Here is a 22,901-nt window from a genome sequence, read left to right as displayed (position 1 = left end):
AGAAGGCTTTTGGATAGTGAGGGGCGAGTCAATTCTGCATGCCCCAGCGGCGCACCGTGAGCACCTCGATGCTGCGGAACACCAGGCCTTCCACCACCAGGCCGATGATGATGACCATCAGCAGGCCGGCGAAGACATTGGAGGTCTCCAGGGCGTTGCGGTGCTGGAAGACGTACCAGCCCAGGCCACCCGAGTTGCCGGAGACGCCGAACACCAGCTCGGCGGCGATCAGGGTACGCCAGGCGAAGGCCCAGCCGATCTTCAGGCCGGCGAGGATCGAGGGAACCGCCGCCGGGATCAGCACCTTGGCTACCAGGCGGATGCCGCGCAGCCCATAGTTGCGCCCGGCCATGCGTTGGGTCTGGCTGACCGAGAGGAAGCCCGAGTAGGTGTTGAGCGCCACCGCCCAGAGCACCGAGTGGACGATGACCAGCATCAGACTCTGGACGCCGAGGCCGAACCAGAGCATGGCCAGCGGCAGGATGGCGATGGCCGGCAGCGGATTGAACATGGCGGTGAGGGTGGCGAGGATATCGGTGCCCACCCGGGTGGATACGGCCAGGGTGGTGAGCAGCATCGCCAGGGCGATGGCCAGGCCATAGCTCACCATCAGTACCTTGAGCGAGCTGAGCACGGCGAGGGGTAGGGCGCCATTGACCAGATCGGTCCACAGCGCGACGACGGTGTCGCTGAAGGTCGGGAACATCAGCGGGTTGTCCAGATAGCGGGCATAGACCTCCCAGATCAGCGCCAGGGCGATCAGCACCAGGGTGCGGCGCACGCCGGCCTGGGCGAACAGGCGCTCGGCCAGGCCCAGGCGCCGGGCGATGTCGCCGACCTGGCCGGGGGCGACGGGGGTGTATTCGAGGTCCGGGCGCGGTTGCAGGATGACGGCGGGCTTAGTCATGGGCGGTCTCGCTGGCGTTGGGGCCGAACAGCATCTGGCTGATGCGATTGTGGAAGGCGGTGAAGCCGGCGGCGCCCTGCTGACGGAAGCCGTACTGGCTGGCATCGAGCTCGGCACGGACCTGGCCGGGATGAGGGCTGAGCACCAGGATGCGCGAGCCGAGCAGGATGGCCTCCTCGATGGAGTGGGTGACGAACATCAGGGTGAAGGGCGACTGCTCCCAGAGCCCGAGCAGTTCCTCCTGCATGCGCCGCCGGGTGAGGGCGTCGAGGGCGGCGAAGGGTTCGTCCATCAGCAGGATGGCCGGCTCCATGGCCAGGGCGCGGGCGATGGCCACGCGTTGCTTCATGCCACCGGAGAGCTGGTGCGGATAGGCATCGACGAATTTCTCCAGGCCCACCTTGACCGCGGCGGCCCGGGCGCGGTCGCGCAATTCGCCGGCGGGGAAGCGCCGGGTTTCCTGGAGCGGGAAGAGGATATTGCCGAGTACGGTCTTCCAAGGCATCAACTGGTCGAATTCCTGGAACACCATCATGCGATCCGGACCGGGTTCGCGGACGTCCTTGCCCTGGAGGCGGATGTGGCCCGCCGCCGGTTCGAGAAAGCCCGCGACGCTCTTGAGCAGGCTGGATTTGCCGCAGCCCGAGGGGCCGAGCAGGATGAAGCGGTCGTATTCGCGGACCGCGAAGGACACCTGGTGCGTCGCGGTGATCAGCTGTTCGCGGGTCTTGTATTGCAGGGTCACATTTTCGACCTGCAGCAGGCAGGCAGGGCTATCCGGTACGGCGGTGGGTGCGGAGGTCGGTACGGCGTTCATGTCAGTTGCCCTCGCCGGTGGCCACGGGATCGAAGAAGACCTGCTGCCAGCGTTGCGGTGCCTCCTTGAGAGCACCGCTGCCGACCATGAAGGTGGCCAGAGTCATGACGCCGATAGGCTGCACCGACCATTCGCCACTGACGCCACGCAGCATCTCTTCCACCTGATCGAGACTCAGGCTGGAGGGCTCCGACTGCAGGAAGAGTTCGGCAGCCTTGCGCGGCTCGGCCTTGATGAAGTCCTGGGCCTGGCCGATGGCGGCGACCACGGCGGCGCTGAGTTTCGGGTTGCGCTTGACGAACTTGCCGGTGGTGGTCAGCACCCCGCTGGTCATGCGCAGGTCGAGTTCCTTGGAAAAGTCGAAGAGCTTGGTGACCTTGGCGTCCTTGGCCAGCAGATAGCTGTAGGGGTTGGGGCCGATGTAGCCGGTGATCCCGGCCTTGTTGAGCAGGCTGGCGGTGGCGTCGGGATGGGGCAGGGCCACCATGAGGTTGTCCAGCCGGTGTGCCTGGCCCGGGCCGAAGGTGCGCTCGGCGGCCATCTGCAGCAGCAGAGCCTGCTGGCCGGTGGGAGAGCTCACGGCGATCTTCTGGTCGGCCTTGAAGTCCTTGAGTGATTTGATCGAAGGGTCGTTGACGAACAGGGCGTTGTCGCCGGCGACAAGGGCGCAGAGCGCGCGGATATCGAGTGACTTCTGTGTCTTCTGCCAGGCCACCAGGGTACCGGGCAGGCCGTAGCCGCCGATGTCGATGTTGCCGCTGATCAGGGCGTCGTTGATAGCCGGCGAACCGCTGATGCGCTTGATCTCGAACTGGGTGTCGGGCTGGCCGGCGGCCTTGGCCTGCTCGCGAAAGAAGCCCAGCTTGTCCGCCAGGGTCACGGGCAGATAGGCGTAGCCGTACTGGATGGCCAGGGTGACCTGGCTCTGTTCGGTCTGGGCCTGAGCCGGGAGGACGGTAGCCAAGGTGAGGCTGGCGGCCAGACCCAGGACGCGGGCGAGCTGACGCAGGGCGGGACGGGATGAGCGACCGGACGGGTGCAGCATGGCGTTCTCCTTGTTATTTTTGAAATGCCATTTCTTTTAAGGAGTATTTAGAAAAGCCGTGCCTGTCAAGCAGCCTTGAGGATGCAGCCTTCGTCAGCTGAAAACTTTTGCTTGCAATTGGCCTTGAGTGTTTTATTTTTGCAACGGCATTTCGTTAAAAATAAAATTGCATAGCCCTTTTTGCCGAGGGGCTTCAGCCTCTCTCAGGTGCTTGGTCATGAGCTTTTTCGCTGCGCCGCCGACTATCCAAACCGCTGTCTTCACCCGCCTGCCCGATCGCTATCGCCAGCCGAAGCGCACGGCCTGGGCGGATGCCAACCGCCAGGGCAGGGCGATCGATTCCTTCCTCGAAGGGCCTTCCTTCGATCGACAGGGCAATCTCTATGTCACCGACATCCCCAATGGGCGCATCTTCCGCATCGATCCCCAAGGGGAGTGGGAACTGGTCTGCGAGTACGACGGTTGGCCCAATGGCCTGAAGATCCATCGTGACGGGCGCATCTTCATCGCCGACTACAAGCGCGGCATCCTGCTGCTCGATCCGCTGCGCGGCGAGGTGGAGACGCTACTGGGCAGCGCCGGCTCGGAAGGCTTCAAGGGGGTCAACGACCTGGTGTTCTCGCCGGCCGGGGATCTCTACTTCACCGACCAGGGCCAGACCGGCCTGCAGGATGCCAGCGGCCGGATCTATCGCCTGAGCGCCGACGGCCAGCTCAGCTGTCTGTTGAACACGGTGCCCAGCCCCAATGGCATCGTCTTCGATCCGCGGCTCAACCACCTGCTGATCGCGGTGACCCGTGCGCAGCAGATCTGGCGTATTCCCCTGGGCAACGGCTCGCTGATCGGCAAGGTCGGGGTCTTCGCCCAGCTCCACGGTGGCCTCGGTGGTCCGGACGGCCTGGCGCTGGATGAGGAGAGCAACCTCTATATCGCCCATACCGGTTTCGGCTCGGTCTGGCAGCTGTCGCAGGTGGCCGAGCCCCTGGCGCGGTTGAAATCCTGCGCGGGCATCAGCAACACCAACCTGGCCTTCGGCGGCCCCGAGGGGAGCAGTCTGTTCATCACCGAATCCGAGACCGGCAGCATCCTGCGGGTGGAGACCAGCGTACGGGGCCTACCCCTGTTCTCTCATCTGTAAACAGCGCTCCGGCGCCCTTGTCAGCTCCACAATAATTACAACAGAGGTTATCCATGAGTCAGACCCCGCTGGGCGGCCAGCCGCCCTTGACCGATGCCGAAGGCGAACAGGTATTGCATCGCGCCCTGTGGCGCATCCTGCCGTTCATCTTCGCCTGCTATGTGATCAGCTATCTGGATCGCACCAACGTCGGCTTCGCGGCCATCAGCATGAACAAGGACCTGGGCCTGACGGCAACCATGTTCGGCTGGGCTGCGGGTCTGTTCTTCTTCGGTTATTTCATCTTCGAGATTCCCAGCAACCTGCTCATGCAGCGCTTTGGCGCGCGGATCTGGATCGCCCGGATCATGATCAGCTGGGGCCTCATCTCCATGGCCACGGCCTTCGCCACCGGCCCGGTCAGCTTCAGCATCCTGCGCTTCCTGCTCGGGGTGGCCGAGGCCGGCTTCACCCCGGGGGTCTACCTCTACTTCACCTACTGGTTCCCGGGGAAGTGGCGCGCCAAGGCGACCGCCGCCTTCCTGTTGGGCATCCCCACCGCCAACATCATCGGCTCGCCGCTGTCGGGCTTCCTGCTGGACATCCATGACTTCATGGGGTTGAAGAACTGGCAATTCCTGTTGGTGGTGGAAGCCTTGCCGGCGGTACTGCTGGGTATCCTCTGTCTTTTCGTGCTGGTGGATTCGCCGGCCAAGGCGCGCTGGCTGTCGACTCGCGAGCGCACCTGGCTGACCGAACGACTGGCCCGCGAGCAGCGCGAGATAGGCGCGGCCCATGGCTCCACCCTGCGCGCTGCCCTCACCAATCCCAAGGTCTTCGTGCTGGCCGCCATCAACTTTTGCGGCATCGTCGGCTCCGTGGGGATCGGGATCTGGATGCCGCAGATCATCAAGAGCCTGGGCATGCAGAACACCACCGTGGGACTGGTGGCGACCATCCCCTATATCCTCGGCGCTGTCGCCATGACCCTCTGGGCGCGGCAGGCCAACCTGAGTGCGCACCGACTGCCCTATGTGGCCGGCGCTCTGGGGCTGGCCGCCTGCGGTCTGGTGGGCGCTGCGCTCTCGGCCGATCCGCTGTTGCGCATGAGTTGTCTGAGCGTGACGGTGGCCAGCATCCTGTCCTTCCAGGCGACCTTCTGGGCCATTCCCTCCAGCTTCCTGACCGGTCGGGCGGCAGCGGGCGGATTGGCGCTGATCGTCTCGATCGGCAACCTCGGCGGCTTCGTCGGGCCCTTCGCCATCGGCCTGGTCAAGGATGCGACCCAGAGTTACTCCGGTCCCTTCTACGTGGTGGCCTCGGTACTGGCGCTGGGTGTCGTCATGATGCTCTGGCTGGGCGACCCGAGTCGCCGGGCGCCGGTGAAGCCAGTTGGTGGGACCGGGTTGGAGCCTGCGGGTCGCACCTGATTCAGGGGCGAGCCAGGAAGGGGGCGGCGATGAGCCGCCTTCTGCTTTTGCGGCTGGCTGCTCTTGGGCGAGAGGCCAGCGCTCCGGATAGGACCGGGCAGGAGATGCTGGCGGGATGCCGGCAGCTGGCGTCGTCGATCTATAACGCGCCTCTTCGCAGCAAGGGGTTTACCCGGCTGTCTTGTCATGTCCTCCTGACGCGTCGCAAGGCTGGTTGGCTCAAGCCTTCGAACCGCGACCATGCTTTCCTGGTTCCTGGTTCCTGGTTCCTGGTTCCTGGTTCCTGGTTCCTGGTTCCTGCGGACCTGTCGTGCTCGGTCAGGGAGACAGGTTGAGGTCAACGGGATACCCGTTGGGCTGAAGCACAATAAAAAAGGCAGCACCAGGCTGCCTTTCTTCATTCGGGATACGGACTAGGGGAGGGCGCAGCCCTTCTTCTTGAGCGATTCCAGCACCCAGCTACGGTCATTGGTGCCTTCGGCGATCTGCCGCATCTGCTTTTCTTCCGCCGCGTGCTTGGCGGTGGCGCGGTCATAGACCTCGGCGACCTGGTCGTAGGGCACGCAGAGCAGGCCGTCGTCGTCGCCGATGATCAGGTCGCCCGGCTCGATGACCATGCCGTCGATGGCGATGGGCACGTTGATCTCGCCCGGGCCGTCCTTGTAGGGGCCGCGGTGGGAGATGCCGGCGGCGAACAGGGGGAAGTCACCCGCGCCGATGTTGGCGGCATCGCGGATGGCGCCATTGATGACGATGCCGGCCACGCCGCGCTTGACCGCATAGGCCACCATCATCTCGCCGATCAGGGCATTGGTCAGGTCGCCACCGGCATCCACCACGATGACGTCGCCCGGCTCGGCGATGTCCAGGGCGTAGTGCAGCATGAGGTTGTCACCCGGGCGCGCCTTCACGGTCAGTGCCGGGCCGGCCAGCACGCCCTGGCGGTGCATGGGACGTAGGCGCGAGCCGCCGGCGGTCATGCGGTTCATCGAGTCGCTGACATTGGCGACCGGAACCTCACGATAACGCGCGACCCATTCGGCTGCGACCTTGCGTTGGGCATTGAGAACTCTGAATCCGATGGTCATGGGCATTTCTCTTGTGGGCTTTGTTGGATGCCGCTGGAGCGGGTGTCAAATTTCAGAATGGCATTTCTTTTTTAAACATTCAACGGTCGGATGGGTGGCAGGAAATTCCAGGTTACGTTCAGTATTGCAACGCTATTCCATTATGCTAAGGTCAAGGCCTGCTCATCTGGCTGTCCGCTCGACGGACGACGTCATAACAACAAGGGATAACCCACATGACCCGCACCCTGCTCCTCACCGGTCCCGAACTCGCGCCCGACGCCATGGCCCTGGCTGCCGCCCACGGCATCCGCGTGGTACCCACCCAGCCCTACATGCCCCATGACGAGCTGGTCGCGCTGATCCGCCAGGAGCAGCCCGACGCCATCATCGTCCGCCAGGGCAAGCTGACCCGCGAGATGATCGAGGCCTCGGCCAAGCTCGAGATCATCGCCAAGCACGGCGTCGGCTACGACACCATCGATCTGCAGGCGGCGGCCGACCGAAACATTCCGGTCACCATCGCCCTGGGCGCCAATGCCCAGTCGGTGGCCGAGCACGCCTTCGCCCTGATGTTCAGCGTGGCCCGGCAGACCCCCTGGCTGAACGCGCGGATGCATGCCGGGCACTGGGACAAGGCCCAGGCCAATGGCACCGAGTTGTTTGGCAAGACCCTCGGCCTGGTGGGCCTGGGTTCCATCGGCAGCGTGCTGATGGACCTGGTGGCGCCGCTGCGGATGCAGGTGCGGGTCTACGATCCCTACCTTCAGAGCCTGCCGGTGCGTGACCACGTGCGCCGGGAGGAGAGCTTCGATAACCTGTTGGCCGAGTGCGACATCATCAGCCTGCATTGCCCGCTCACCGAGGCCAATCGCCACCTGTTCGGCGCCGCCCAGTTCGCCCGGATGCGTCCCGGCAGCCTGCTGATCAATACCGCCCGCGGCGAGTTGATCGACACCCAGGCGCTGGTCGCGGCGTTGCGCGACGGCCAGATCGGCGGTGCCGGCCTGGATACCTTCCACCCCGAGCCGCCGCCGGCCGACAGCGCCCTCTGGGGCCTGACCAACCTGGTCGCCACGCCGCACGTGGGCGCCAACACCACCGAGGCCCGCGACCGGGTCGGGCTGGTGGCGGTGCAGCAGGTACTCGATCGCTGGAACGGCAAGGCGGTGGAAACCCGTGCTGTGGTCAATCGTCACCTGATCGCAGCCTGATCCTCGCGTCAGGGCGGGCGGTCTCCTTCCCGGAGCCGCTCGCTACGTCTATCTCCACAACAATAAGACGGAGAGCCTGCATGACCTCTTCCACGTCCGAAATCAGTGAACTGGAACGCGCGACGATGCGCCGCGTCGCCTGGCGCCTCCTGCCGTTCCTGATCGTCTGCTACCTCATCGCCATCATCGACCGTGGCAACATCGGCATGGCCTCGCTGCAGATGAACCAGGATCTCGGCCTGACGCCGGCGATCTTCGGTTTCGCCAGCAGCCTGTTCTTCTTTTCCTATTTCCTGGTGGAGGTGCCGAGCAACCTGGCGCTGCAGCGCTTCGGTGCGCGCATCTGGATCGCCCGGATCATGATCACCTGGGGCCTGATCTCGGCCGGCACCGCCTTCGTCCAGGGCGCCAACTCGCTGTACGTGATGCGCTTTCTGCTGGGCGCCGCGGAAGCCGGCTTCTTCCCTGGCGTGCTGCTGTACCTCACCTACTGGCTGCCCTCCAACTATAGAGCGCGCATGGTCGCCATCTTCATGGTGGCGATCCCGGGCGCCAATTTCCTGGGTTCACCGCTCTCCGGCCTGCTGCTGAGCCTGGACGGCTGGATGGGCATGCGTGGCTGGCACTGGCTGTTCATCCTGGAAGGTATCCCGGCGGTGCTGCTGGGTATCGCCTGCCTGTTCGTGCTGACCGACCGCCCGGAGCAGGCCAAATGGCTGAGCGACGAGCAGCGCAACTGGCTGACGCTCAAGCTGGCCGAGGAGCGCAATCGCAAGACCAGCATCGGCCATATCTCGCTGTGGCAGCTGCTCAAGCACAAGGATATCTGGGTAATGGCGCTGATCTATTCCGGCGCCTCGGCGGCCGGTAGCACCATGAGCGTCTGGGCACCGCAATTGCTCAAGTCCTTTGGCCTGTCCAACCTGGAGGTCGGCCTCACCAATGCCATTCCCTATGGCCTGGCCTCGGTGGCGATGGTCCTCTGGGGGCGCAGTTCGGATCGCACCGGCGAGCGTCGCTGGCACACCTCGCTCACCATGCTGTTGATCGCCGTGGGCCTGCTGGCGGGCATGTTCACCTCGTCCCTGGCCGCCACGGTGATCCTGCTGAGTCTGGTGCTGATCGGGGCCTATTCGATGAAGGGGCCGTTCTGGGCACTGGCCTCGGGCTGGCTGTCGTCCTCCACCGCAGCGGCGGGTCTGGCCGCCATCGGCGCCCTGGCCAACCTCATCGGCGGCGGGGTGATGGTCAACGTCTATGGCGCCATCCATGGCGCCACCCACAGCCATGCCCTGGCGGTACTGCCGCTGGCCACCCTGTGCGCCATCAGTGGCCTGCTGGTGCTGGTCATGGGCCGCAAGGCCGCGCGCGCCAAGGCAGATGCCCAGGCCGTAGCGACCAACGCCGGTTAAAGCTGATCGCTGCCGGCCCGTCCGGGCCGGCAGCCTTTCAAGGAATCCATCATGACCTTCAATCGTCGGCGCTTCCTGAAAGCGAGCGCCCAGGCGAGTGCCGCCCTGTGCCTTTTCGATGCCCTCGGCGTCCAGGCCGCCACTCCGTTCTCCAGTATTCAAACGGCACCGAGACTCAAGGCGCCGGCCGGCAGTGTCGACTGTCACATGCACCTCTATGACGACCGCTACCCGGCGGCGCCGGGCGCCAAGCTTCTCCCGCCCAATGCCTCCCTGGACGACTATCACCAGCTGCAGGCGCTGCTGGGATTGCGCCGGATGGTCATCGTCACGCCGTCCACCTACGGCACCGACAATCGCTGCATGCTCGACGGCCTGGCGCGCAGCCGGGGCCAGGCCCGCGGTGTAGCTGTCCTCGACCAAAGCATCACCGATGCCGAGTTGCAGGCGCTGCACAAGGCCGGGGTGCGCGGGATCCGTTTCAACCTCAGCTACGGCGGCGCCGACCTGGCCGACCTCGAGCCCCTGGCCGCACGGGTCGCCGAACTGGGCTGGAATGTCCAGGTGGTCGCCACGGGCAATCAGCTGACAGAGCTGGAGAGTCGGCTGCAACGGCTGCCGGCGCGGCTGGTGATCGACCACATGGGCCATGTGCCTCAACCGGAGGGGGTGAATTCGGCGACCTTCGCCGTGGTGACCCGCCTGCTGGACGGCGAGCGTACCTGGGTGAAGCTGTCAGGTCCCTACATCAGGTCGCGCAGCGGCCCGCCGGAGTATGCCGACGTGGGCGCGGTGGCCCGGGAGCTGGTGCGTCGCCATCCAGAGCGGCTGCTGTGGGGCAGCGACTGGCCGCATCCCACGGTCGCGACCGGCAACAAGCCGGACGACGGGCGCATCTTCGACCTCCTGGCCGACTGGGCGCCGGATGAGCAGGTACGCAATGCCATCCTGCGCGATAACCCGGTCAGTCTGTACGGTTTCTGACGCTCATCGTGATGTTGCCGGAGCTGATGTAACTGAACATCTGCTCGGATAGCACCCTCTCCCCTCGGGAGAGGGTTGGGGTGAGGGCGCCCCCTTGCCACCAAGTCTCCAGTGGAAAAGGCTGCGCCGTTTTCCACGCTACGTGATGTATCCCCGTAGCGACAATATAGTTGCTCCTATAGGGGTAGTGCTCTTGTAGGAGCGGCAACGATAGGGGGCGCATACCTGAGTGATGGCGGGAGGCAGAGGACACCCGGATAGGCGTGGCGTACTACCCCAACTCCCCATTGAGCTTGCGTAGCAGCCGCAACAGCTCGGCCCGCTCGGCGTCGTCCAGCGGGGCGCTGGCGGCGCGGTCGCTGGCGGCGGCGCGTTCCTTGAGTTCGCCGACCAGGGCGCGGCCCTGCTCGGTGAGGTGCAGGGCATAGGCGCGGCGATCCTGGGTGCCGCGCACCCGCTCGGCCAGGCCCTGGCGTTCCAGCTTGTTCAGCAGCAGGACCAGTTGCGGCGGCTCGATGGCCAGGCGCCGGGCCAGGTCGGCCTGCATCAGGCCGGGCTCCTGTTCGAGGATCACCAGGGCGGTGAACTGGGCGGGGCGCAGGTCATAGGCGGCCAGGCTGTCCACCAGATGCTGGAACATCTTCATCTGGGCGCGGCGCAGGGCATAGCCTACGGCGGTGTCCAGCCAGGGGGTGGCGGCAGGGTCCAGGGGCGTGGCGTCGTCAGGGGAACTCATCGGCGGGAAGGGCTTCCGTCGGAGATGGCGAGGGGAGGGTATCGAGGGGTCATTCTAGTCCAGATCCTGGCGGGCGCGGCGATGGCGATAGGCGAACTGGGCGCGGCTCAGGCCGAGCAGGCGCGCCGCGGCGGCCATGTTGCCCTGGCTGCGCGCCAGGGCTTCGTCGAGCAGCTCGGCTTCCAACTGCGCCAGCGGCAGCGGGCGTTCGCCGTCCACGCCCAGGCGCTCCAGCCAGCCGGTGGCAGGCGGCGCCTCGTCGACGAGCTCGGCCGGCAGCGGCTCGCCGCGAAACAGGTGGGGCAGGTCGATGAGTTCGCCCGGATCGCTGGCGATCACCCCGCGCTCCACCAGATTCTGCAATTCCCGCACGTTGCCGGGAAAGTCGTAGCGCAGCAGGGCCTTGAGGGCGCGCATGGTCAGGCCTACCGGCGGCCGCTCGTAGGCGGCGCAGAAGCGCCGCAGGAACAGGTCCACCAGCAGGGGCACGTCGTCGCGCCGGTCACGCAGGGGCGGGATGCCGATGGGATAGACGTTGAGGCGATAGAAGAGGTCTTCGCGGAAGTCGCCGCGACGTACCGCCTCGCGCAGGTCCAGGTTGGTGGCGGCGATCACCCGGACGTCCACCCTGAGCGTGCGGCTGCCGCCGACCCGCTCGATCTCGCGCTCCTGAAGCGCGCGCAGCAGCTTGCCCTGACCGGGCAGGCTCAGGCAGGCGATCTCGTCGAGGAACAGGGTGCCGCCCTGGGCCCGTTCGAAACGTCCGGCGCGGGACTGGTTGGCGCCGGTGAAGGCGCCGCGCTCCACGCCGAACAATTCGGCTTCGATGAGATTCTCGGGAATGGCCGCGCAGTTGAGGGCGACGAAGGGGCCGTCGGCGCGGCGGCTGAGGCGGTGCAGGTGGCTGGCGAACAGTTCCTTGCCCACCCCGGATTCGCCGGTGAGCAGCACCGTGGCCGGCGTCGGGGCGACCCGCTGCAGCGCCTGGAAGGCGCTGTTGAAGGCCGCTGAGGCCCCCACCAGCGGCTGCTGGCCGTCGGCGGCGTGGGGCAGGGGCGCGGGCAGGCGTTCCGCCGGCGTCAGCGCCGGAGCGCCATCGCCGGCCGCATTGAGATAGCGCAGGTCTTCCGCCACGTCGGGCCAGCGTTCGGCGTTGCGACCCTCGACCCGGCAGACGGCATGACCCATGGCGCGGCATTCCACCTCGCGAAAGATCACCAGGCGGCCGAACAGGCTGCTGACGTAGCCGATCGCATAGCCGATCTCCATCCAGCAGGCCGGATCGCTGCCCTGGCCATGGGCGATCTGGTGCTCGTCGCATTCGGCCGAGTGATGCCAGAGGAATTCGCCGCCATAGCGCCCCTGGTCGACATCGAATTCGAAATGCAGCGGCTCGACCCGCACCAGACCCTCCAGGCCATGCAGCCGGGTACCGGCGGCAAAGATCGCCGCGGCGTCGGCCTGGGGCCAGCGCTTGCGCACCAGCTCGGCGTCGCGCACCCCGGAAAGATAGCCGACCCGGGTCAGCAGGCCGCGGGCGCGTTCCTGCCCCAGGGCGCCGATCAGCTCGCGCCGCAGGGCACCAAAGGCGGAGGCGTGTACCAGCAGCATGCGCTGGTCGTTGAGCCAGATGCGGCCATCGCCGGGGGAGAAAAACAGGCACTCGGCCAGTTCCGCCTGGGTCGGGCTGGCGCTGCCATCCCAGGCGGCACTGTCGCCACGCTGGAAGCCGCTAGCGGCCTGCTGCAGATCGCTGAGGGACAGACGTTCGGAACGGGCCATGGCACGACCTCTCGGGTGAATTGCGCAAATGCGCAATCGAGGAAAAGGTTATACCTCATAACTTTATCTTTTGAGCAAGGCGTTTGCCGGTCGAGCCTGCTGCCTGCGTCCGCTCAAGCCAGCAAGTCCTTGATAGAAAGACTCTTTTTCCTGTCAGCCCGGTCTGGGCACAGCCCTTGCTCCCTTGCCTGTGCCCACCGCGGCCCGATAACAACAAGGAGAAGGCTATGAGCAGATCATCCACGCCGTTCCTGGACGGCGCCCCCTGGCGCGAGCGGATCTTCGATGGCGACTGGATCGCCGCCCAGGGCGGCACCCTGGAGGTCGTCGAACCTGCCACCGGCCAGCCCCTGCACCGCACCGGTCTGGCCAGCGTCGCCGACATCGACCAGGCCTGCGCCAAGGCGGCCCGGGCGCAACCGGCCTGGGCGGCCTGGACCGCCCGGCAAAAGGCCGGGCTGTTCCTGGCCGCCGCCGCGCACCTGGAGATGAATCGCGCCGAACTGGCCCCCCTGATCGCCCGGGAGACCGGTGGCATCCTGCCCAAGGCCGAGCTGGAATTGCGCGAAGCCGGGGTCATCCTGCAGCAGGTCGCCGGTCAGTTGCTGCAGGCACATGGCGTGGTCCTGCCCAGCGAGCGCGGGGCCCTGTCCTATGCCCGGCGCCTGCCCCATGGCGTGGTGGGGGTGATCTCGCCGTTCAATTTCCCGCTGATCCTTTCCCTGCGCGCCGTGGCCCCGGCCCTGGCCTGCGGCAATGCCGTGGTGCTCAAGCCGGATCACCAGACGCCGGTGAGTGGCGGCATCCTCATCGCCCGGCTGTTCGAGGCCATCGGCCTGCCCCGGGGCGTGCTGCAGGTGCTGCCCGGGCGTGCCGAGGCCGGCGCGGCGCTCTGCGCCCATCCCCAGGTGCGGATGATCGCCTTCACCGGCTCGACCCAGGCCGGACGCCAGGTGGCGGAAAGCGCCGGACGCCACTTGAAGAAGGTGGCCCTGGAACTGGGTGGCAAGAATCCGCTGATCGTGCTCGACGACGCCGATCTCGACCGCGCCGTCGGCTGCGCCGCCTGGGGCAGCTTTTTGCACCAGGGGCAGATCTGCATGGCCACCGGGTTGATCCTGGTGCACCAGCGCCTCGCCGCCGCCTTCACCGAACGCCTGGCCGCCCGCGCCGCCGCCCTGCGCCTCGGTGATCCGCTGGAACCCACAACCCAGCTGGGTCCGCTGATCAATGCCCGGCAACTGCAACGGGTACAGGGCATCGTCGCCGACAGCCTCGCTGCCGGTGCCCGGCTGGAGCAGGGCGGCCGGCACGAAGGGCTGTTCTATGCCCCGACCGTACTGAGCGGCGTCCGTCCCGGCATGCGCGCCTTCGACGAAGAGATCTTCGGACCGGTGGCCAGCGTGGTGACCTTCGCCAGCGAGGCCGAGGCCGTCGACCTGGCCAATCGCACCCCCTACGGCCTGGCGGCAGGCGTGCTCTCCAGCTCCCTGGCCCGCGCCCGGGCGCTGGGCGAACGGCTGGAGTGCGGAATGCTGCACCTCAACGACCAGACGGTGAACGACGAGGTGGTCAATCCCTTCGGCGGCCGTGGCCAGTCCGGCAATGGCGGCAGCGTCGGTGGCCTGTGCAACTGGGACGACTACAGCCAGTGGCAGTGGGTGACCGAGCATGCCGAGCCGCCGAGCTATCCCTTCTAGCCCGAGTTACCCAACCAATAACAACAAGAGGAAAATCCCATGACCCTGAATGGCAAGACCCTGGTCGTCACCGGCGTGGCCTCCGGCATCGGCGCCGAACTGGCGCGGCTGGCGCGCTTCCAGGGCGCCTATGTGATCGGCGTCGACCGCAACCAGCCCCAGTTCAGCCTGGACGACTTCCACCAGGCCGACCTGGGCGACCCCGACAGCATCGCCGCCCTGGTCAGTCGCCTGCCGGCGCGCCTGCACGGCCTGTGCAACATCGCCGGGGTACCGGGCACGGCGCCCCGGGAGACGGTGGCGCGCGTCAACTACCTCGGCCTGCGCTTGCTCAGCCAGCAACTGGTCGCGCGGCTGGGGCCGGGCGGCGCCATCGTCAATGTCGCCTCCATCCTCGGCGCCGAATGGCCGCAGCGCCTGGAGCGGCACCGCGAGCTGGCGCAGATCGCCGACTTCGCCCCGGCCCAGGCCTGGCTGGCGCGTCATCCGGTCGACCAGGCCACCTGCTACCAGTACTTCAAGGAGGCGCTCATCGTCTGGAGCTTCGTGCAGTCCCAGACCTGGCTGCGCGAATTCGGTGTGCGCCTGAATTGCGTGGCGCCGGGGCCGGTATTCACCCCCATCCTCGGCGACTTCGTCAGCATGCTCGGCGAAGAGCGCGTCGCCCGCGACAGCCAGCGCATGCTGCGCCCGGCGCTGGCCGACGAGGTGGCCGCGGTGATCGCCTTTCTCTGCAGCGATGCCTCGCGCTGGATCAACGGCGCCAACCTGCCGGTGGATGGCGGTCTCGCCGCCAGTTACGTCTGACCCGGATCGCCGCGCCGGCCGGTGCGGCGATCACGTTTTCCCACAACAAGAACAACTCTAGGACGACGTCATGCGCACACGTTTCGGATTACGTTTCGGATTCGGTCTGCTGGCCGCGGCCAGTCTCGCCTCCACAGTGGCCCAGGCCTACGACCTGCCCGGTCTCAATCTCGGCTCCACCAGCTTCTACGACGGCGCCCCGGCGCCGGACGGTCCCGGCTGGTATTGGGAGGAGTACCTGATCTATGGCAAGACCAGCCGCTTCAACGACCAGGACGGCCGCAAGCTGCCCTTGCCCAAGCAGGAGCTGACCACCTTCGCCCCGGTCAGCCAGATCATCTATGTCGGCCAGCCGCTGGCCAACGGCGCCATGCCCGGATTCACCGCCATCCTGCCCTGGCTGGCTCACGCCAATGTCGATGACGGCCTCGGCGGCCAGGCGCTGAGCGCCCGCGAGGGGGTAGGGGACCTGACCCTGGGCGCCTTCCTGCAACTGCCCACCACCACCCGCCCCGACGGCGGACCGCGCTGGGCGCAACGCATCGAGGCCGAGATCGTCGCCCCCACCGGTCGCTACGACCGCGACCGGGCGATCAATCCGGGCAGCAACTTCTGGTCCTTCAATCCCTACTACGCCACCACCTACTGGCTGACGCCCCAATGGTCGGTGACCGGACGCTTCTGGTACCTGTGGAACGGCAAGAACGACCAGCCGCTGCGCAGCTTCGGCGCGGTCTCCGACACCCAGGCCGGCCAGGCGCTGCACGCCAACTTCGCCACCCAGTACGCGCTGAACGATCGCCTCAGCGTCGGCCTGAGCGGCTACTGGCTGCGGCAGATCACCGACACCCAGGTCGATGGTCACGACGTCAGCGGGCGGCGGGAAAAGGTCTGGGCCTGGGGTCCGGGTTTCACCTATGCCTTTTCCCGGGAGAATCTGATCACCGTCAACAGCTACTTCGAGCAGGACGCCGAGAACCGCACCGAGGGGCGCAAGTTCGTCGTCAACTTCCTGCACAAGCTCTAGTGCTAGCGATCGATGGGAATGCCCCGGTTCGGCGGCGGCGGAGGCGCCGGCGGCTGGGGCTGCTGCGCCTGGGGATGGGGCACCATGTGCCAGGTCTCGTTGCGCGGCCGGCGGTCGATGTAGACCGGCACCGGCTGATAGATGATGCCGGAGCCGCGCACCTCGCTTTCCTGGCGAAAGCTCGAAGAGGACGAAGAGCCACCGACCACGGTGACGTCGTCTACCGGACGTTGGCGAGTGGCAGCGGGGGCGGGTACCACGGTGACCTCCCGCGGCGCGGCGGCCGGCGGCGGCGTGGCAGGCCGGGGCGGCGGCGTGAAACCGTTGCTCTCGGGCAGGCTCTGCAGCGGAATGGTGGTGATCTGACTATTCGTCGGGCAGGCGCCCTGGGTATAGGTCGTCCGGCCCTGGTCGTCCACGCACTTGTAGACATCCTGAGCGGCCACGACGCCACTGGCGAGCAGCAGGCCATAGAGCAGCGAACGCATGATGAGGCCCTCCGGGCACTCGAATTGTCACCTGCAGGATACAAGATGCCCGCTACGGCTCCCAGTGCTGCTGTCCGGCTCGACACCAGGCATTCAGCTTATCGTCAGACTGTAAAGACTAGGCCCGGCCCGAGGTGAGGCGTATAACATCCGGAAACATTCTTTTCAGGGCAGCGACGCGTGAAGTGGTTCGTGATTGGCGGTTTTTTTCTCTGTGTTTTGTATGTGCACTTTCGCGGCCGGGTGCGCCATCGCTTGCTGCGTCAGCTCAGTGACCATTCGACCTTTCTGGCGCCGCTGAACACCTTCATGTTCCTGACCTCGCGGGTGCCCAACGCGCCCTATCACCCGGTGGAGCGCTTTCCCGAACTCCAGGTGCTGCAGGACAACTGGCAGCTGATCCGCGACGAAGCCCTCGACCTGCTGCGCGCCGGCCAGATCAAGAAATCCGCCGAGCACAACGATGCCGGCTTCAACTCCTTCTTCAAGAGCGGCTGGAAGCGCTTCTATCTGAAGTGGTACGGCGACAGCCATCCTTCCGCCATGCAGCTGTGCCCCAGGACCACCGAATTGCTGCGCGGCATCGGCACGGTCAAGGCGGCCATGTTCGCCGAGTTGCCGCCCGGATCGCGGCTGGTGCGCCATCGCGATCCCTATGGCGGCTCCCTGCGCTATCACCTGGGCCTGGCTACGCCCAATGATCCGCGCTGCTTCATCGAGGTGGACGGCCAGCGCTATCACTGGCGCGATGGCCAGGCGGTGGTGTTCGACGAAACCTTCATCCACTACGCCGAGAACACCACCGACCAGGATCGCATCATCCTCTTCTGCGACGTGGAAAGGCCGCTGCGCTATCGCTGGGCGAGCGCCTTCAACCGCTGGGTCAGTGGCACCCTGCTGGCCTCGGCGGCCTCGCCCAATGACGCCAGCGACAAGACCGGCGGCCTCAATCGCGCCTTCCGGCACCTCTATCGCATCCGCCAGCGCGGCAAGGCGCTGAAGAAGCGCAACCGCTTCCGCTACTACCTCGAACAGTGGCTGTTGCTGGCCGCGCTGGTCGGCGTGGTGATCTGGATCTGAGCGATCCCTGCAACCGCAAAGACAGCGGTTCGACTTGACCCCGATACGAATCGCCTCTAATACTGTATGCATATACAGATAGAGGCGATGGCCATGGACAATATCCCTGCAGGTCTGACGGCATGAGCGGCGGCGCCAGCCTGGCCCGGCTGTTCGAGGAGCGGCGCCTGTGGAAGGGGCAGACCAGTCCCGACGCCCGGCGCAGCGACCAGCCCACCGGGGTCGCCGCCCTGGATGCCCATCTGCCCGGTGCCGGCTGGCCGGAAGCGGCCCTGACCGAATTGCTGCTCGCCGGCCCCGGCCATGGCGAGTTGCGGCTGCTCTGGCCGACCCTGGCGCGCCTGAGCCAGGCCGCCGAGCGCATCGCCCTGATCGGGCCGCCGCTGTTGCCCTATCCCCTGGCCTGGCAGGCGGCCGGCGTGGCGCTGGATGCCCTGGTGGTGATCCGCGCCCAGGGCGCCGAGGTGCTCTGGGCCGCCGAGCAGTGCCTGCGCTCCGGTTGCTTCGGCGCGGTGCTCTGCTGGCCCGAGCGGGCCGACGATCGCCAGCTGCGCCGGCTGCAGGTCGCTGCCGAGAGCGGTCGTACCCTGGCCTTCGCCCTGCGCCCGGCCGCCGCCCTGGACAATCCCTCGCCGGCGGCCTTGCGCCTCGAACTCAGGGCGCCGCTGCAGCGGCTGCACATCCGCAAATGCCGCGGCGGTCAGCCCGGCGTGCTCGATCTGGCCGGCGGCGCTTGAGCTTGCCATGCGCTGGGCCTGCATCCTTTTTCCGCAGCTGGCGCTGGATGCCGTGCTGCGCCGTCATCCCCAGCCGGAGCGGCCGCTGGTGCTGCTTTCCGGTCCGCCACAGCGCCGCCTGCTGCAGGCGGTCAATCCGGCCGCGCGGGCCCTGGGGCTGCGCCCCGGCCTGACCCTGGCCGCCGCCCAGGCGCTGACCCGCGACTTCGAGCAGCAGGAATACGACCCGGCGCTCATCGAGACGGCCGAGGCGCTGCTGGCGGCCTGGGGCTATGGCTTCAGCTCCCAGGTCAGTCGCCACTATCCGCGGGCGCTGCTGCTGGAGATCCAGTCCAGCCTGCCGCTGCTGGGGCCCTGGCCACGGCTGGAGCGGCGCCTGCGCCAGGAGCTCCAGGGCCTGGGCTTTCGCCACCGACTGGCCCTGGCGCCCAATCCGGTGGCGGCGCGCATGCTGACCAATGTCGCCGATGGCCTCATCGCCTCCCCGGACGACCTGCCGTGCCTGCTCGATCGGCTGCCCGTGGAGCGCGCCGGTTTCGCCCCCCAGCAGGCCCAGGCGCTGGTGCGCATGGGCATCCGCCGCCTGGAGCAACTCAAGGCCCTGCCCAGGGCCGCCCTGGCCCGGCGCTTCGCCCCCGAGCTGCTGCAGCAGCTGGATCTGCTGGGCGGCAGTCGCAGCCTGGCGCTGGAGTTCTATCGGCCGCCCGATCGTTTCGTGGCGCGGGTGGAGCTCAATTTCGAGGTGGAATCCCACCAGGCGCTGCTGTTCCCCCTGCGTCGCCTCACCGCCGATCTGGCGGTCTGGCTGGCCAGTCGCGACCGGGGCGTGCAGCGCTTCCTGCTCTGGCTGGAACATCGCCAGGGGCCGGCCACCACCCTCACCATCGGCCTGCTGGCCCCCGAACGCGATGCCGCCCTGCTGTTCGAATTCGCCCGCGGTCGCCTCGAACAGCTGCAGGTGGTGGCGCCGGTGCTGGCGCTGTGCCTGGAAAGCGAGGAGTTGCCCCTCTTCGTGCCGGAACGCCATGGCCTGTTCGACGAGCGTCCCGCCCAGGCTGTGGGCTGGGAAGTGCTACGCGAACGCCTGCGTGCCCGGCTGGGCGAGGAAGCGGTGCTGGGGCTCGGCATCCAGGCGGATCATCGTCCCGAGCGCGCCCTGGTCTGGCGCCACGAGCGGCGTCTGGAGACCGTTTTGCCCGGCCTGCGTCCGGGTTGGCTGCTGAGCGAACCGCGTCCCCTGGACGGCCAGCCACGCCGGGTCCTCGCCGGTCCCGAGCGCATCGAAAGCGGCTGGTGGGACGGGGGTGATCAGCGGCGCGACTACTACCGCATCGAGGTGGCCGACGGACGCCAGGCCTGGGCCTTTCGCCGCTATGGCGAGGAGGCGCCCTGGTGGATCCAGGGCTGGTTCGCATGAGCGGCTATGCCGAGTTGCACTGCCTGTCGAACTTCAGCTTCCAGCGCGGTGCCTCCAGTGCCCTGGAATTGTTCGAGCGGGCCAAGGCGCTGGGCTACACGGCGCTGGCCATCACCGACGAATGCACCCTGAGCGGCAGCGTCCGCGCCTGGCAGGCGGCGCGCCAGGTCGGGCTGCCCCTGATCATCGGCAGCGAACTGACCCTCGACGACGGTCTGCGCCTAGTGCTGCTGGTGGAGGATCTGCCGGGTTACGAGTGCCTCTGCGCGCTGATCACCCGGGCCCGCCGCCGAGCACCCAAGGGCCGCTACCAGCTGGGTCGCGCGGACCTGCAGCAGCCCTTGCCCGGCTTGCTGGCGATCTGGCTGCCGGGCGGCGAACCCGCGACCGAGGAGGGCGCCTGGCTCAGGAGCGTCTTTGCCGAGCGCCTCTGGCTCGGCGTCGAATTGCTGCGCGGCGCCGACGATGTCGCCCGACTCTTGCAGCTGCAGGCGCTGGGCAGGCAGCTGGGCGTGCCGGCAGTGGCCTGCGGCGACGTGCACATGCACACCCGCGGACGCCGTGCCCTGCAGGATGTGCTCACCGGCATCCGCCATCACCTGCCGGTGGCCGAGGCCGGCTATCACCTGCATCCCAACGGCGAGCGCCATCTGCGCCCACTGGCGGTGCTGGAGGGGCTCTATCCCGCGGCGTTGCGCGCCGAGACCCTGGCGATCGCCGCCCGCTGCCGCTTCGACCTGGGCGAGTTGCGCTATCGCTATCCCCGGGAGGTGATACCCGCCGGCGAGACGGCGGGCTCCTGGCTGGCCGAATTGACCCGCCGCGGCCTGGCCTGGCGCTGGCCGGAGGGGGCGCCGGCAAGGGTCACCGACCAGGTAGCCCGGGAGCTGGCGCTGATCGCCGAGAAGGGCTACGAGAACTACTTTCTCACCGTGCACGACATCGTCGACTACGCCCGCCGCCAGCACATCCTCTGCCAGGGCCGCGGCTCGGCGGCCAACTCGGTGGTCTGCTACGTGCTGGGTATCACCGAGCTGAATCCGCTCACCGGCAATCTGCTGTTCGAGCGCTTCATCTCCCGCGAGCGCGACGAACCGCCCGACATCGACGTCGACTTCGAGCACGAGCGCCGCGAAGAGGTCATCCAGTACGTCTTTCGCCGCTATGGCCGCGAGCGGGCCGCGCTCACCGCGGTGGTCAGCACCTACCATGCCGCCGGCGCCCTGCGCGATGTCGGCAAGGCGCTGGGCCTGCCGGGCGACCAGCTCGACGCCCTGTCCGGGTGCGCCGGGCGCTGGACCGACGAGATCCCCGGCCCCGCGCGCCTGCGCGAAGCGGGTTTCGATCCCGACAGCCCCCTGCTGCAGCGGGTGCTCATCCTTGCCGGTCAACTGATCGGCTTTCCCCGGCATCTCTCCCAGCATCCCGGCGGCTTCGTCATCTCCGAGGCGCCCCTGGCCACGCTGGTGCCGGTGGAAAACGCCGCCATGCCCGAGCGCACCCTGATCCAGTGGGACAAGGACGACCTCGATGCCGTGGGCCTGCTCAAGGTCGACATCCTCGCCCTGGGCATGCTCAGCGCTCTGCGCCGCTGCTTCGACCTGGTCGCCAACTGGCGCGGCCAGCGCTGGACCCTGGCCAGCCTGCCCCAGGAAGATGAGCCCACCTACGCCATGATCTCCCGCGCCGACACGGTTGGGGTGTTCCAGATCGAATCCCGCGCCCAGATGGCCATGCTGCCGCGCCTCCGGCCGCGAACCCTCTACGACCTGGTGATCGAGGTGGCCATCGTCCGCCCCGGGCCGATCCAGGGCGACATGGTGCATCCCTATCTGCGCCGCCGGAATGGCGAGGAAGAGGCCGACTATCCCCATGACGAATTGCGGCCGGCGCTGGAACGCACCCTGGGAGTGCCGCTGTTCCAGGAACAGGTGATGCAGATCGCCATGGTCGCCGCCGAATATTCGCCGGGCGAGGCCGATCAGCTGCGTCGCTCCATGGCGGCCTGGAAGCGTCATGGCGGCCTCGAACCCCACCGTCAACGCTTGCACAGCCGCATGGTCGAACGCGGCTATCGCCCGGAATTCGCCGCGCGCCTCTTCGAGCAGATCAAGGGCTTCGGCAGCTACGGCTTTCCCGAATCCCATGCCGCCAGCTTTGCCCTGCTGACCTATGCCAGCTCCTGGCTCAAGTGCCACGAGCCGGCCGCCTTCGCCTGTGCCCTGGTCAACAGCTGGCCGATGGGGTTCTACAGTCCCGACCAGGTCCTCCAGGACGCCCGGCGCCACGGCATCGAGGTGCGCGCGGTGACCGTGCAGGCCAGCGACTGGGACTGCCGGCTGGAGGCGGGGGCCGGCCACCAGCCGGCGATCCGCCTGGGCCTGCGCCTGGTGCAGGGACTGGCGGAGGCGGTGGGTCGGCGCCTGGTGGCGGCGCGGGGTACGCAGCCCTTTCGCGACGTCGAGGACCTCTGTCGCCGGGCCGAGCTGGATGCCCGGGCGCGCGGACAGCTGGCCGAGGCCGGCGCCCTGGCGGAGCTGGCCGGTGATCGCCATCAGGCGCGCTGGGCCATGGCCGGGGTGGAGCGCCAGCTGCCGCTGTTCGCATCGGCGGACAGCGCCCTGGAGGAACGACCAGCCTTGCCCGCGCCCAGTGTTGCGGAAAACGTCCATGCCGACTACCGCATGCTGGGCACCACCCTGGGGCCGCATCCGCTGAGTCTGCTGCGCGGCGAACTCCAGGCGCGGCGCTGTCGGGATTTCCGGCAGCTGGACGAGATCAAGCCCGGTGCCCTGGTGCGGGTAGCCGGACTGGTGCGCGGACGTCAGCGCCCGGGCACGGCCAGCGGGGTGATCTTCGTGACCCTGGAAGACGAGCACGGCATGCTCAATGTGGTGGTCTGGCGCGCGGTGGGCGAACAGCAGCGTCGGCCCCTGCTGCAGGCACGGCTGCTACAGGTCGAGGGGCATCTGGAACGGGAGGCGGGGGTGCAGCACCTGATCGCCGGTCGCCTGACCGATCTGAGTCCGCTGCTCGACGAGCTCATGGTGTCGAGTCGGGATTTTCACTAGGACGGAGAGGGGAGAGGGGGAAAAGCGGAGGAGGGAGAGAGCGGGTGGAGCGGGGGACTGTCT

At 67.4% G+C, this 22,901-nt stretch carries 19 protein-coding genes; 12 read left to right on the top strand and 7 right to left on the bottom strand.

Annotated elements, in window-relative coordinates; translation table 11 throughout:
- Positions 1–28: 28 nt before the first annotated feature.
- The 3 genes from ACZ5R1_RS14905 to ACZ5R1_RS14895 are packed head-to-tail and all read right to left on the bottom strand — an operon-like array spanning position 29 to position 2,769.
- The gene (locus ACZ5R1_RS14905) at positions 29–907 is read right to left on the bottom strand and encodes an ABC transporter permease (RefSeq protein WP_027602768.1); all 879 of its coding nucleotides are present in this window, start codon (positions 905–907) and stop codon (positions 29–31) included.
- Positions 900–1,724, bottom strand: a complete 825-nt coding sequence (locus ACZ5R1_RS14900; protein WP_464712467.1) for an ABC transporter ATP-binding protein — start codon at positions 1,722–1,724, stop codon at positions 900–902. The genes ACZ5R1_RS14905 and ACZ5R1_RS14900 overlap by 8 nt, the downstream gene beginning before the upstream one ends.
- A 1-nt stretch (position 1,725) precedes the next feature.
- Positions 1,726–2,769, bottom strand: coding sequence for an ABC transporter substrate-binding protein (locus tag ACZ5R1_RS14895; RefSeq protein ID WP_027596826.1), 1,044 nt, complete (start codon positions 2,767–2,769; stop codon positions 1,726–1,728).
- Positions 2,770–2,986: 217 nt separating this feature from the next.
- Here ACZ5R1_RS14895 and ACZ5R1_RS14890 point away from each other — a divergent pair, with 217 nt between their 5' ends.
- Together ACZ5R1_RS14890 and ACZ5R1_RS14885 are read left to right on the top strand one after the other, a co-directional pair.
- Positions 2,987–3,907, top strand: coding sequence for an SMP-30/gluconolactonase/LRE family protein (locus ACZ5R1_RS14890; protein ID WP_074584701.1), 921 nt, complete (start codon positions 2,987–2,989; stop codon positions 3,905–3,907).
- A gap of 53 nt (positions 3,908–3,960) precedes the next feature.
- Positions 3,961–5,316: an MFS transporter gene (locus ACZ5R1_RS14885; RefSeq protein WP_044341410.1), complete on the top strand. Its 1,356-nt coding sequence runs from the start codon at positions 3,961–3,963 to the stop codon at positions 5,314–5,316.
- A 413-nt stretch (positions 5,317–5,729) separates the two neighbouring features.
- Here the strand turns inward: ACZ5R1_RS14885 and ACZ5R1_RS14880 are convergent, their stop codons facing one another.
- Positions 5,730–6,404: an RraA family protein gene (locus tag ACZ5R1_RS14880; RefSeq protein ID WP_074584700.1), complete on the bottom strand. Its 675-nt coding sequence runs from the start codon at positions 6,402–6,404 to the stop codon at positions 5,730–5,732.
- Positions 6,405–6,619: 215 nt separating this feature from the next.
- Between ACZ5R1_RS14880 and ACZ5R1_RS14875 the strand changes: the two genes are divergently transcribed.
- From ACZ5R1_RS14875 to ACZ5R1_RS14865, 3 genes are all read left to right on the top strand, one after another.
- The gene (locus ACZ5R1_RS14875) at positions 6,620–7,597 is read left to right on the top strand and encodes a hydroxyacid dehydrogenase (protein ID WP_027596823.1); all 978 of its coding nucleotides are present in this window, start codon (positions 6,620–6,622) and stop codon (positions 7,595–7,597) included.
- Between the two features lie 80 nt (positions 7,598–7,677).
- Positions 7,678–9,009 (top strand): MFS transporter, encoded by a 1,332-nt coding sequence (locus ACZ5R1_RS14870; protein WP_144960406.1) that lies wholly within the window; start codon positions 7,678–7,680, stop codon positions 9,007–9,009.
- A 51-nt stretch (positions 9,010–9,060) separates the two neighbouring features.
- Positions 9,061–9,993 carry an amidohydrolase family protein gene (locus tag ACZ5R1_RS14865; RefSeq protein ID WP_464712466.1) on the top strand — a complete coding sequence of 311 codons (933 nt, stop codon included), beginning with the start codon at positions 9,061–9,063 and terminating at the stop codon, positions 9,991–9,993.
- Positions 9,994–10,264: 271 nt separating this feature from the next.
- Here the strand turns inward: ACZ5R1_RS14865 and ACZ5R1_RS14860 are convergent, their stop codons facing one another.
- Both ACZ5R1_RS14860 and ACZ5R1_RS14855 read right to left on the bottom strand, forming a co-directional pair.
- Positions 10,265–10,729 carry a MarR family winged helix-turn-helix transcriptional regulator gene (locus tag ACZ5R1_RS14860; protein ID WP_027602773.1) on the bottom strand — a complete coding sequence of 155 codons (465 nt, stop codon included), beginning with the start codon at positions 10,727–10,729 and terminating at the stop codon, positions 10,265–10,267.
- A gap of 54 nt (positions 10,730–10,783) precedes the next feature.
- Positions 10,784–12,511, bottom strand: coding sequence for a sigma-54-dependent Fis family transcriptional regulator (locus tag ACZ5R1_RS14855; protein WP_077173198.1), 1,728 nt, complete (start codon positions 12,509–12,511; stop codon positions 10,784–10,786).
- Between the two features lie 227 nt (positions 12,512–12,738).
- Here ACZ5R1_RS14855 and ACZ5R1_RS14850 point away from each other — a divergent pair, with 227 nt between their 5' ends.
- The 3 genes from ACZ5R1_RS14850 to ACZ5R1_RS14840 all read left to right on the top strand — a co-directional run bounded on the left by ACZ5R1_RS14850 (position 12,739) and on the right by ACZ5R1_RS14840 (position 16,045).
- A complete protein-coding gene (locus ACZ5R1_RS14850) occupies positions 12,739–14,211 on the top strand; it encodes a benzaldehyde dehydrogenase (protein ID WP_464712465.1) in 1,473 nt (490 codons plus the stop codon).
- Between the two features lie 39 nt (positions 14,212–14,250).
- Positions 14,251–15,018, top strand: a complete 768-nt coding sequence (locus tag ACZ5R1_RS14845; protein ID WP_313334834.1) for a coniferyl-alcohol dehydrogenase — start codon at positions 14,251–14,253, stop codon at positions 15,016–15,018.
- A gap of 70 nt (positions 15,019–15,088) precedes the next feature.
- The gene (locus tag ACZ5R1_RS14840) at positions 15,089–16,045 is read left to right on the top strand and encodes a SphA family protein (RefSeq protein WP_377708093.1); all 957 of its coding nucleotides are present in this window, start codon (positions 15,089–15,091) and stop codon (positions 16,043–16,045) included.
- A gap of 2 nt (positions 16,046–16,047) precedes the next feature.
- On the opposite strand, the gene ACZ5R1_RS14835 is transcribed toward ACZ5R1_RS14840, so the two are convergent.
- On the bottom strand, positions 16,048–16,533 hold the full coding sequence (locus ACZ5R1_RS14835; protein ID WP_442442132.1) for a DUF4124 domain-containing protein: 486 nt from the start codon (positions 16,531–16,533) through the stop codon (positions 16,048–16,050).
- A 180-nt stretch (positions 16,534–16,713) separates the two neighbouring features.
- On the opposite strand from ACZ5R1_RS14835, the gene lpxO reads away from it, so the two are divergent.
- The 4 genes from lpxO (at position 16,714) to ACZ5R1_RS14815 (ending at position 22,838) form a co-directional block, all read left to right on the top strand.
- A complete protein-coding gene (gene lpxO, locus ACZ5R1_RS14830) occupies positions 16,714–17,613 on the top strand; it encodes a lipid A hydroxylase LpxO (protein WP_027596814.1) in 900 nt (299 codons plus the stop codon).
- 122 nt (positions 17,614–17,735) lie between these two features.
- Complete coding sequence (imuA, locus tag ACZ5R1_RS14825; RefSeq protein ID WP_027602778.1) at positions 17,736–18,350, top strand: translesion DNA synthesis-associated protein ImuA; 615 nt, start codon at positions 17,736–17,738, stop codon at positions 18,348–18,350.
- A 7-nt stretch (positions 18,351–18,357) separates the two neighbouring features.
- On the top strand, positions 18,358–19,767 hold the full coding sequence (locus tag ACZ5R1_RS14820; RefSeq protein WP_464712464.1) for a Y-family DNA polymerase: 1,410 nt from the start codon (positions 18,358–18,360) through the stop codon (positions 19,765–19,767).
- The gene (locus ACZ5R1_RS14815; protein ID WP_464713286.1) at positions 19,764–22,838 is read left to right on the top strand and encodes an error-prone DNA polymerase; all 3,075 of its coding nucleotides are present in this window, start codon (positions 19,764–19,766) and stop codon (positions 22,836–22,838) included. Before ACZ5R1_RS14820 ends, ACZ5R1_RS14815 begins: the two co-directional genes overlap by 4 nt.
- Positions 22,839–22,901: the final 63 nt, after the last annotated feature.

It is taken from the genome of Pseudomonas sp. Pso3, assembly GCF_055393275.1.
Note: the sequence above shows the minus strand (reverse complement) of the source record. Positions and strands in the feature narration are given on the sequence as shown.

Excerpts from the sequence above, each read along its gene's own strand:
- ACZ5R1_RS14905 (WP_027602768.1), bottom strand. The coding sequence starts at position 907 with ATGACTAAGCCCGCCGTCATCCTGCAACCGCGCCCGGACCTCGAATAC.
- ACZ5R1_RS14900 (WP_464712467.1), bottom strand. The coding sequence starts at position 1,724 with ATGAACGCCGTACCGACCTCCGCACCCACCGCCGTACCGGATAGCCCT.
- ACZ5R1_RS14895 (WP_027596826.1), bottom strand. The coding sequence starts at position 2,769 with ATGCTGCACCCGTCCGGTCGCTCATCCCGTCCCGCCCTGCGTCAGCTC.
- ACZ5R1_RS14890 (WP_074584701.1), top strand. The coding sequence starts at position 2,987 with ATGAGCTTTTTCGCTGCGCCGCCGACTATCCAAACCGCTGTCTTCACC.
- ACZ5R1_RS14885 (WP_044341410.1), top strand. The coding sequence starts at position 3,961 with ATGAGTCAGACCCCGCTGGGCGGCCAGCCGCCCTTGACCGATGCCGAA.
- ACZ5R1_RS14880 (WP_074584700.1), bottom strand. The coding sequence starts at position 6,404 with ATGACCATCGGATTCAGAGTTCTCAATGCCCAACGCAAGGTCGCAGCC.
- ACZ5R1_RS14875 (WP_027596823.1), top strand. The coding sequence starts at position 6,620 with ATGACCCGCACCCTGCTCCTCACCGGTCCCGAACTCGCGCCCGACGCC.
- ACZ5R1_RS14870 (WP_144960406.1), top strand. The coding sequence starts at position 7,678 with ATGACCTCTTCCACGTCCGAAATCAGTGAACTGGAACGCGCGACGATG.
- ACZ5R1_RS14865 (WP_464712466.1), top strand. The coding sequence starts at position 9,061 with ATGACCTTCAATCGTCGGCGCTTCCTGAAAGCGAGCGCCCAGGCGAGT.
- ACZ5R1_RS14860 (WP_027602773.1), bottom strand. The coding sequence starts at position 10,729 with ATGAGTTCCCCTGACGACGCCACGCCCCTGGACCCTGCCGCCACCCCC.
- ACZ5R1_RS14855 (WP_077173198.1), bottom strand. The coding sequence starts at position 12,511 with ATGGCCCGTTCCGAACGTCTGTCCCTCAGCGATCTGCAGCAGGCCGCT.
- ACZ5R1_RS14850 (WP_464712465.1), top strand. The coding sequence starts at position 12,739 with ATGAGCAGATCATCCACGCCGTTCCTGGACGGCGCCCCCTGGCGCGAG.
- ACZ5R1_RS14845 (WP_313334834.1), top strand. The coding sequence starts at position 14,251 with ATGACCCTGAATGGCAAGACCCTGGTCGTCACCGGCGTGGCCTCCGGC.
- ACZ5R1_RS14840 (WP_377708093.1), top strand. The coding sequence starts at position 15,089 with ATGCGCACACGTTTCGGATTACGTTTCGGATTCGGTCTGCTGGCCGCG.
- ACZ5R1_RS14835 (WP_442442132.1), bottom strand. The coding sequence starts at position 16,533 with ATGCGTTCGCTGCTCTATGGCCTGCTGCTCGCCAGTGGCGTCGTGGCC.
- imuA (WP_027602778.1), top strand. The coding sequence starts at position 17,736 with ATGAGCGGCGGCGCCAGCCTGGCCCGGCTGTTCGAGGAGCGGCGCCTG.
- ACZ5R1_RS14820 (WP_464712464.1), top strand. The coding sequence starts at position 18,358 with ATGCGCTGGGCCTGCATCCTTTTTCCGCAGCTGGCGCTGGATGCCGTG.
- ACZ5R1_RS14815 (WP_464713286.1), top strand. The coding sequence starts at position 19,764 with ATGAGCGGCTATGCCGAGTTGCACTGCCTGTCGAACTTCAGCTTCCAG.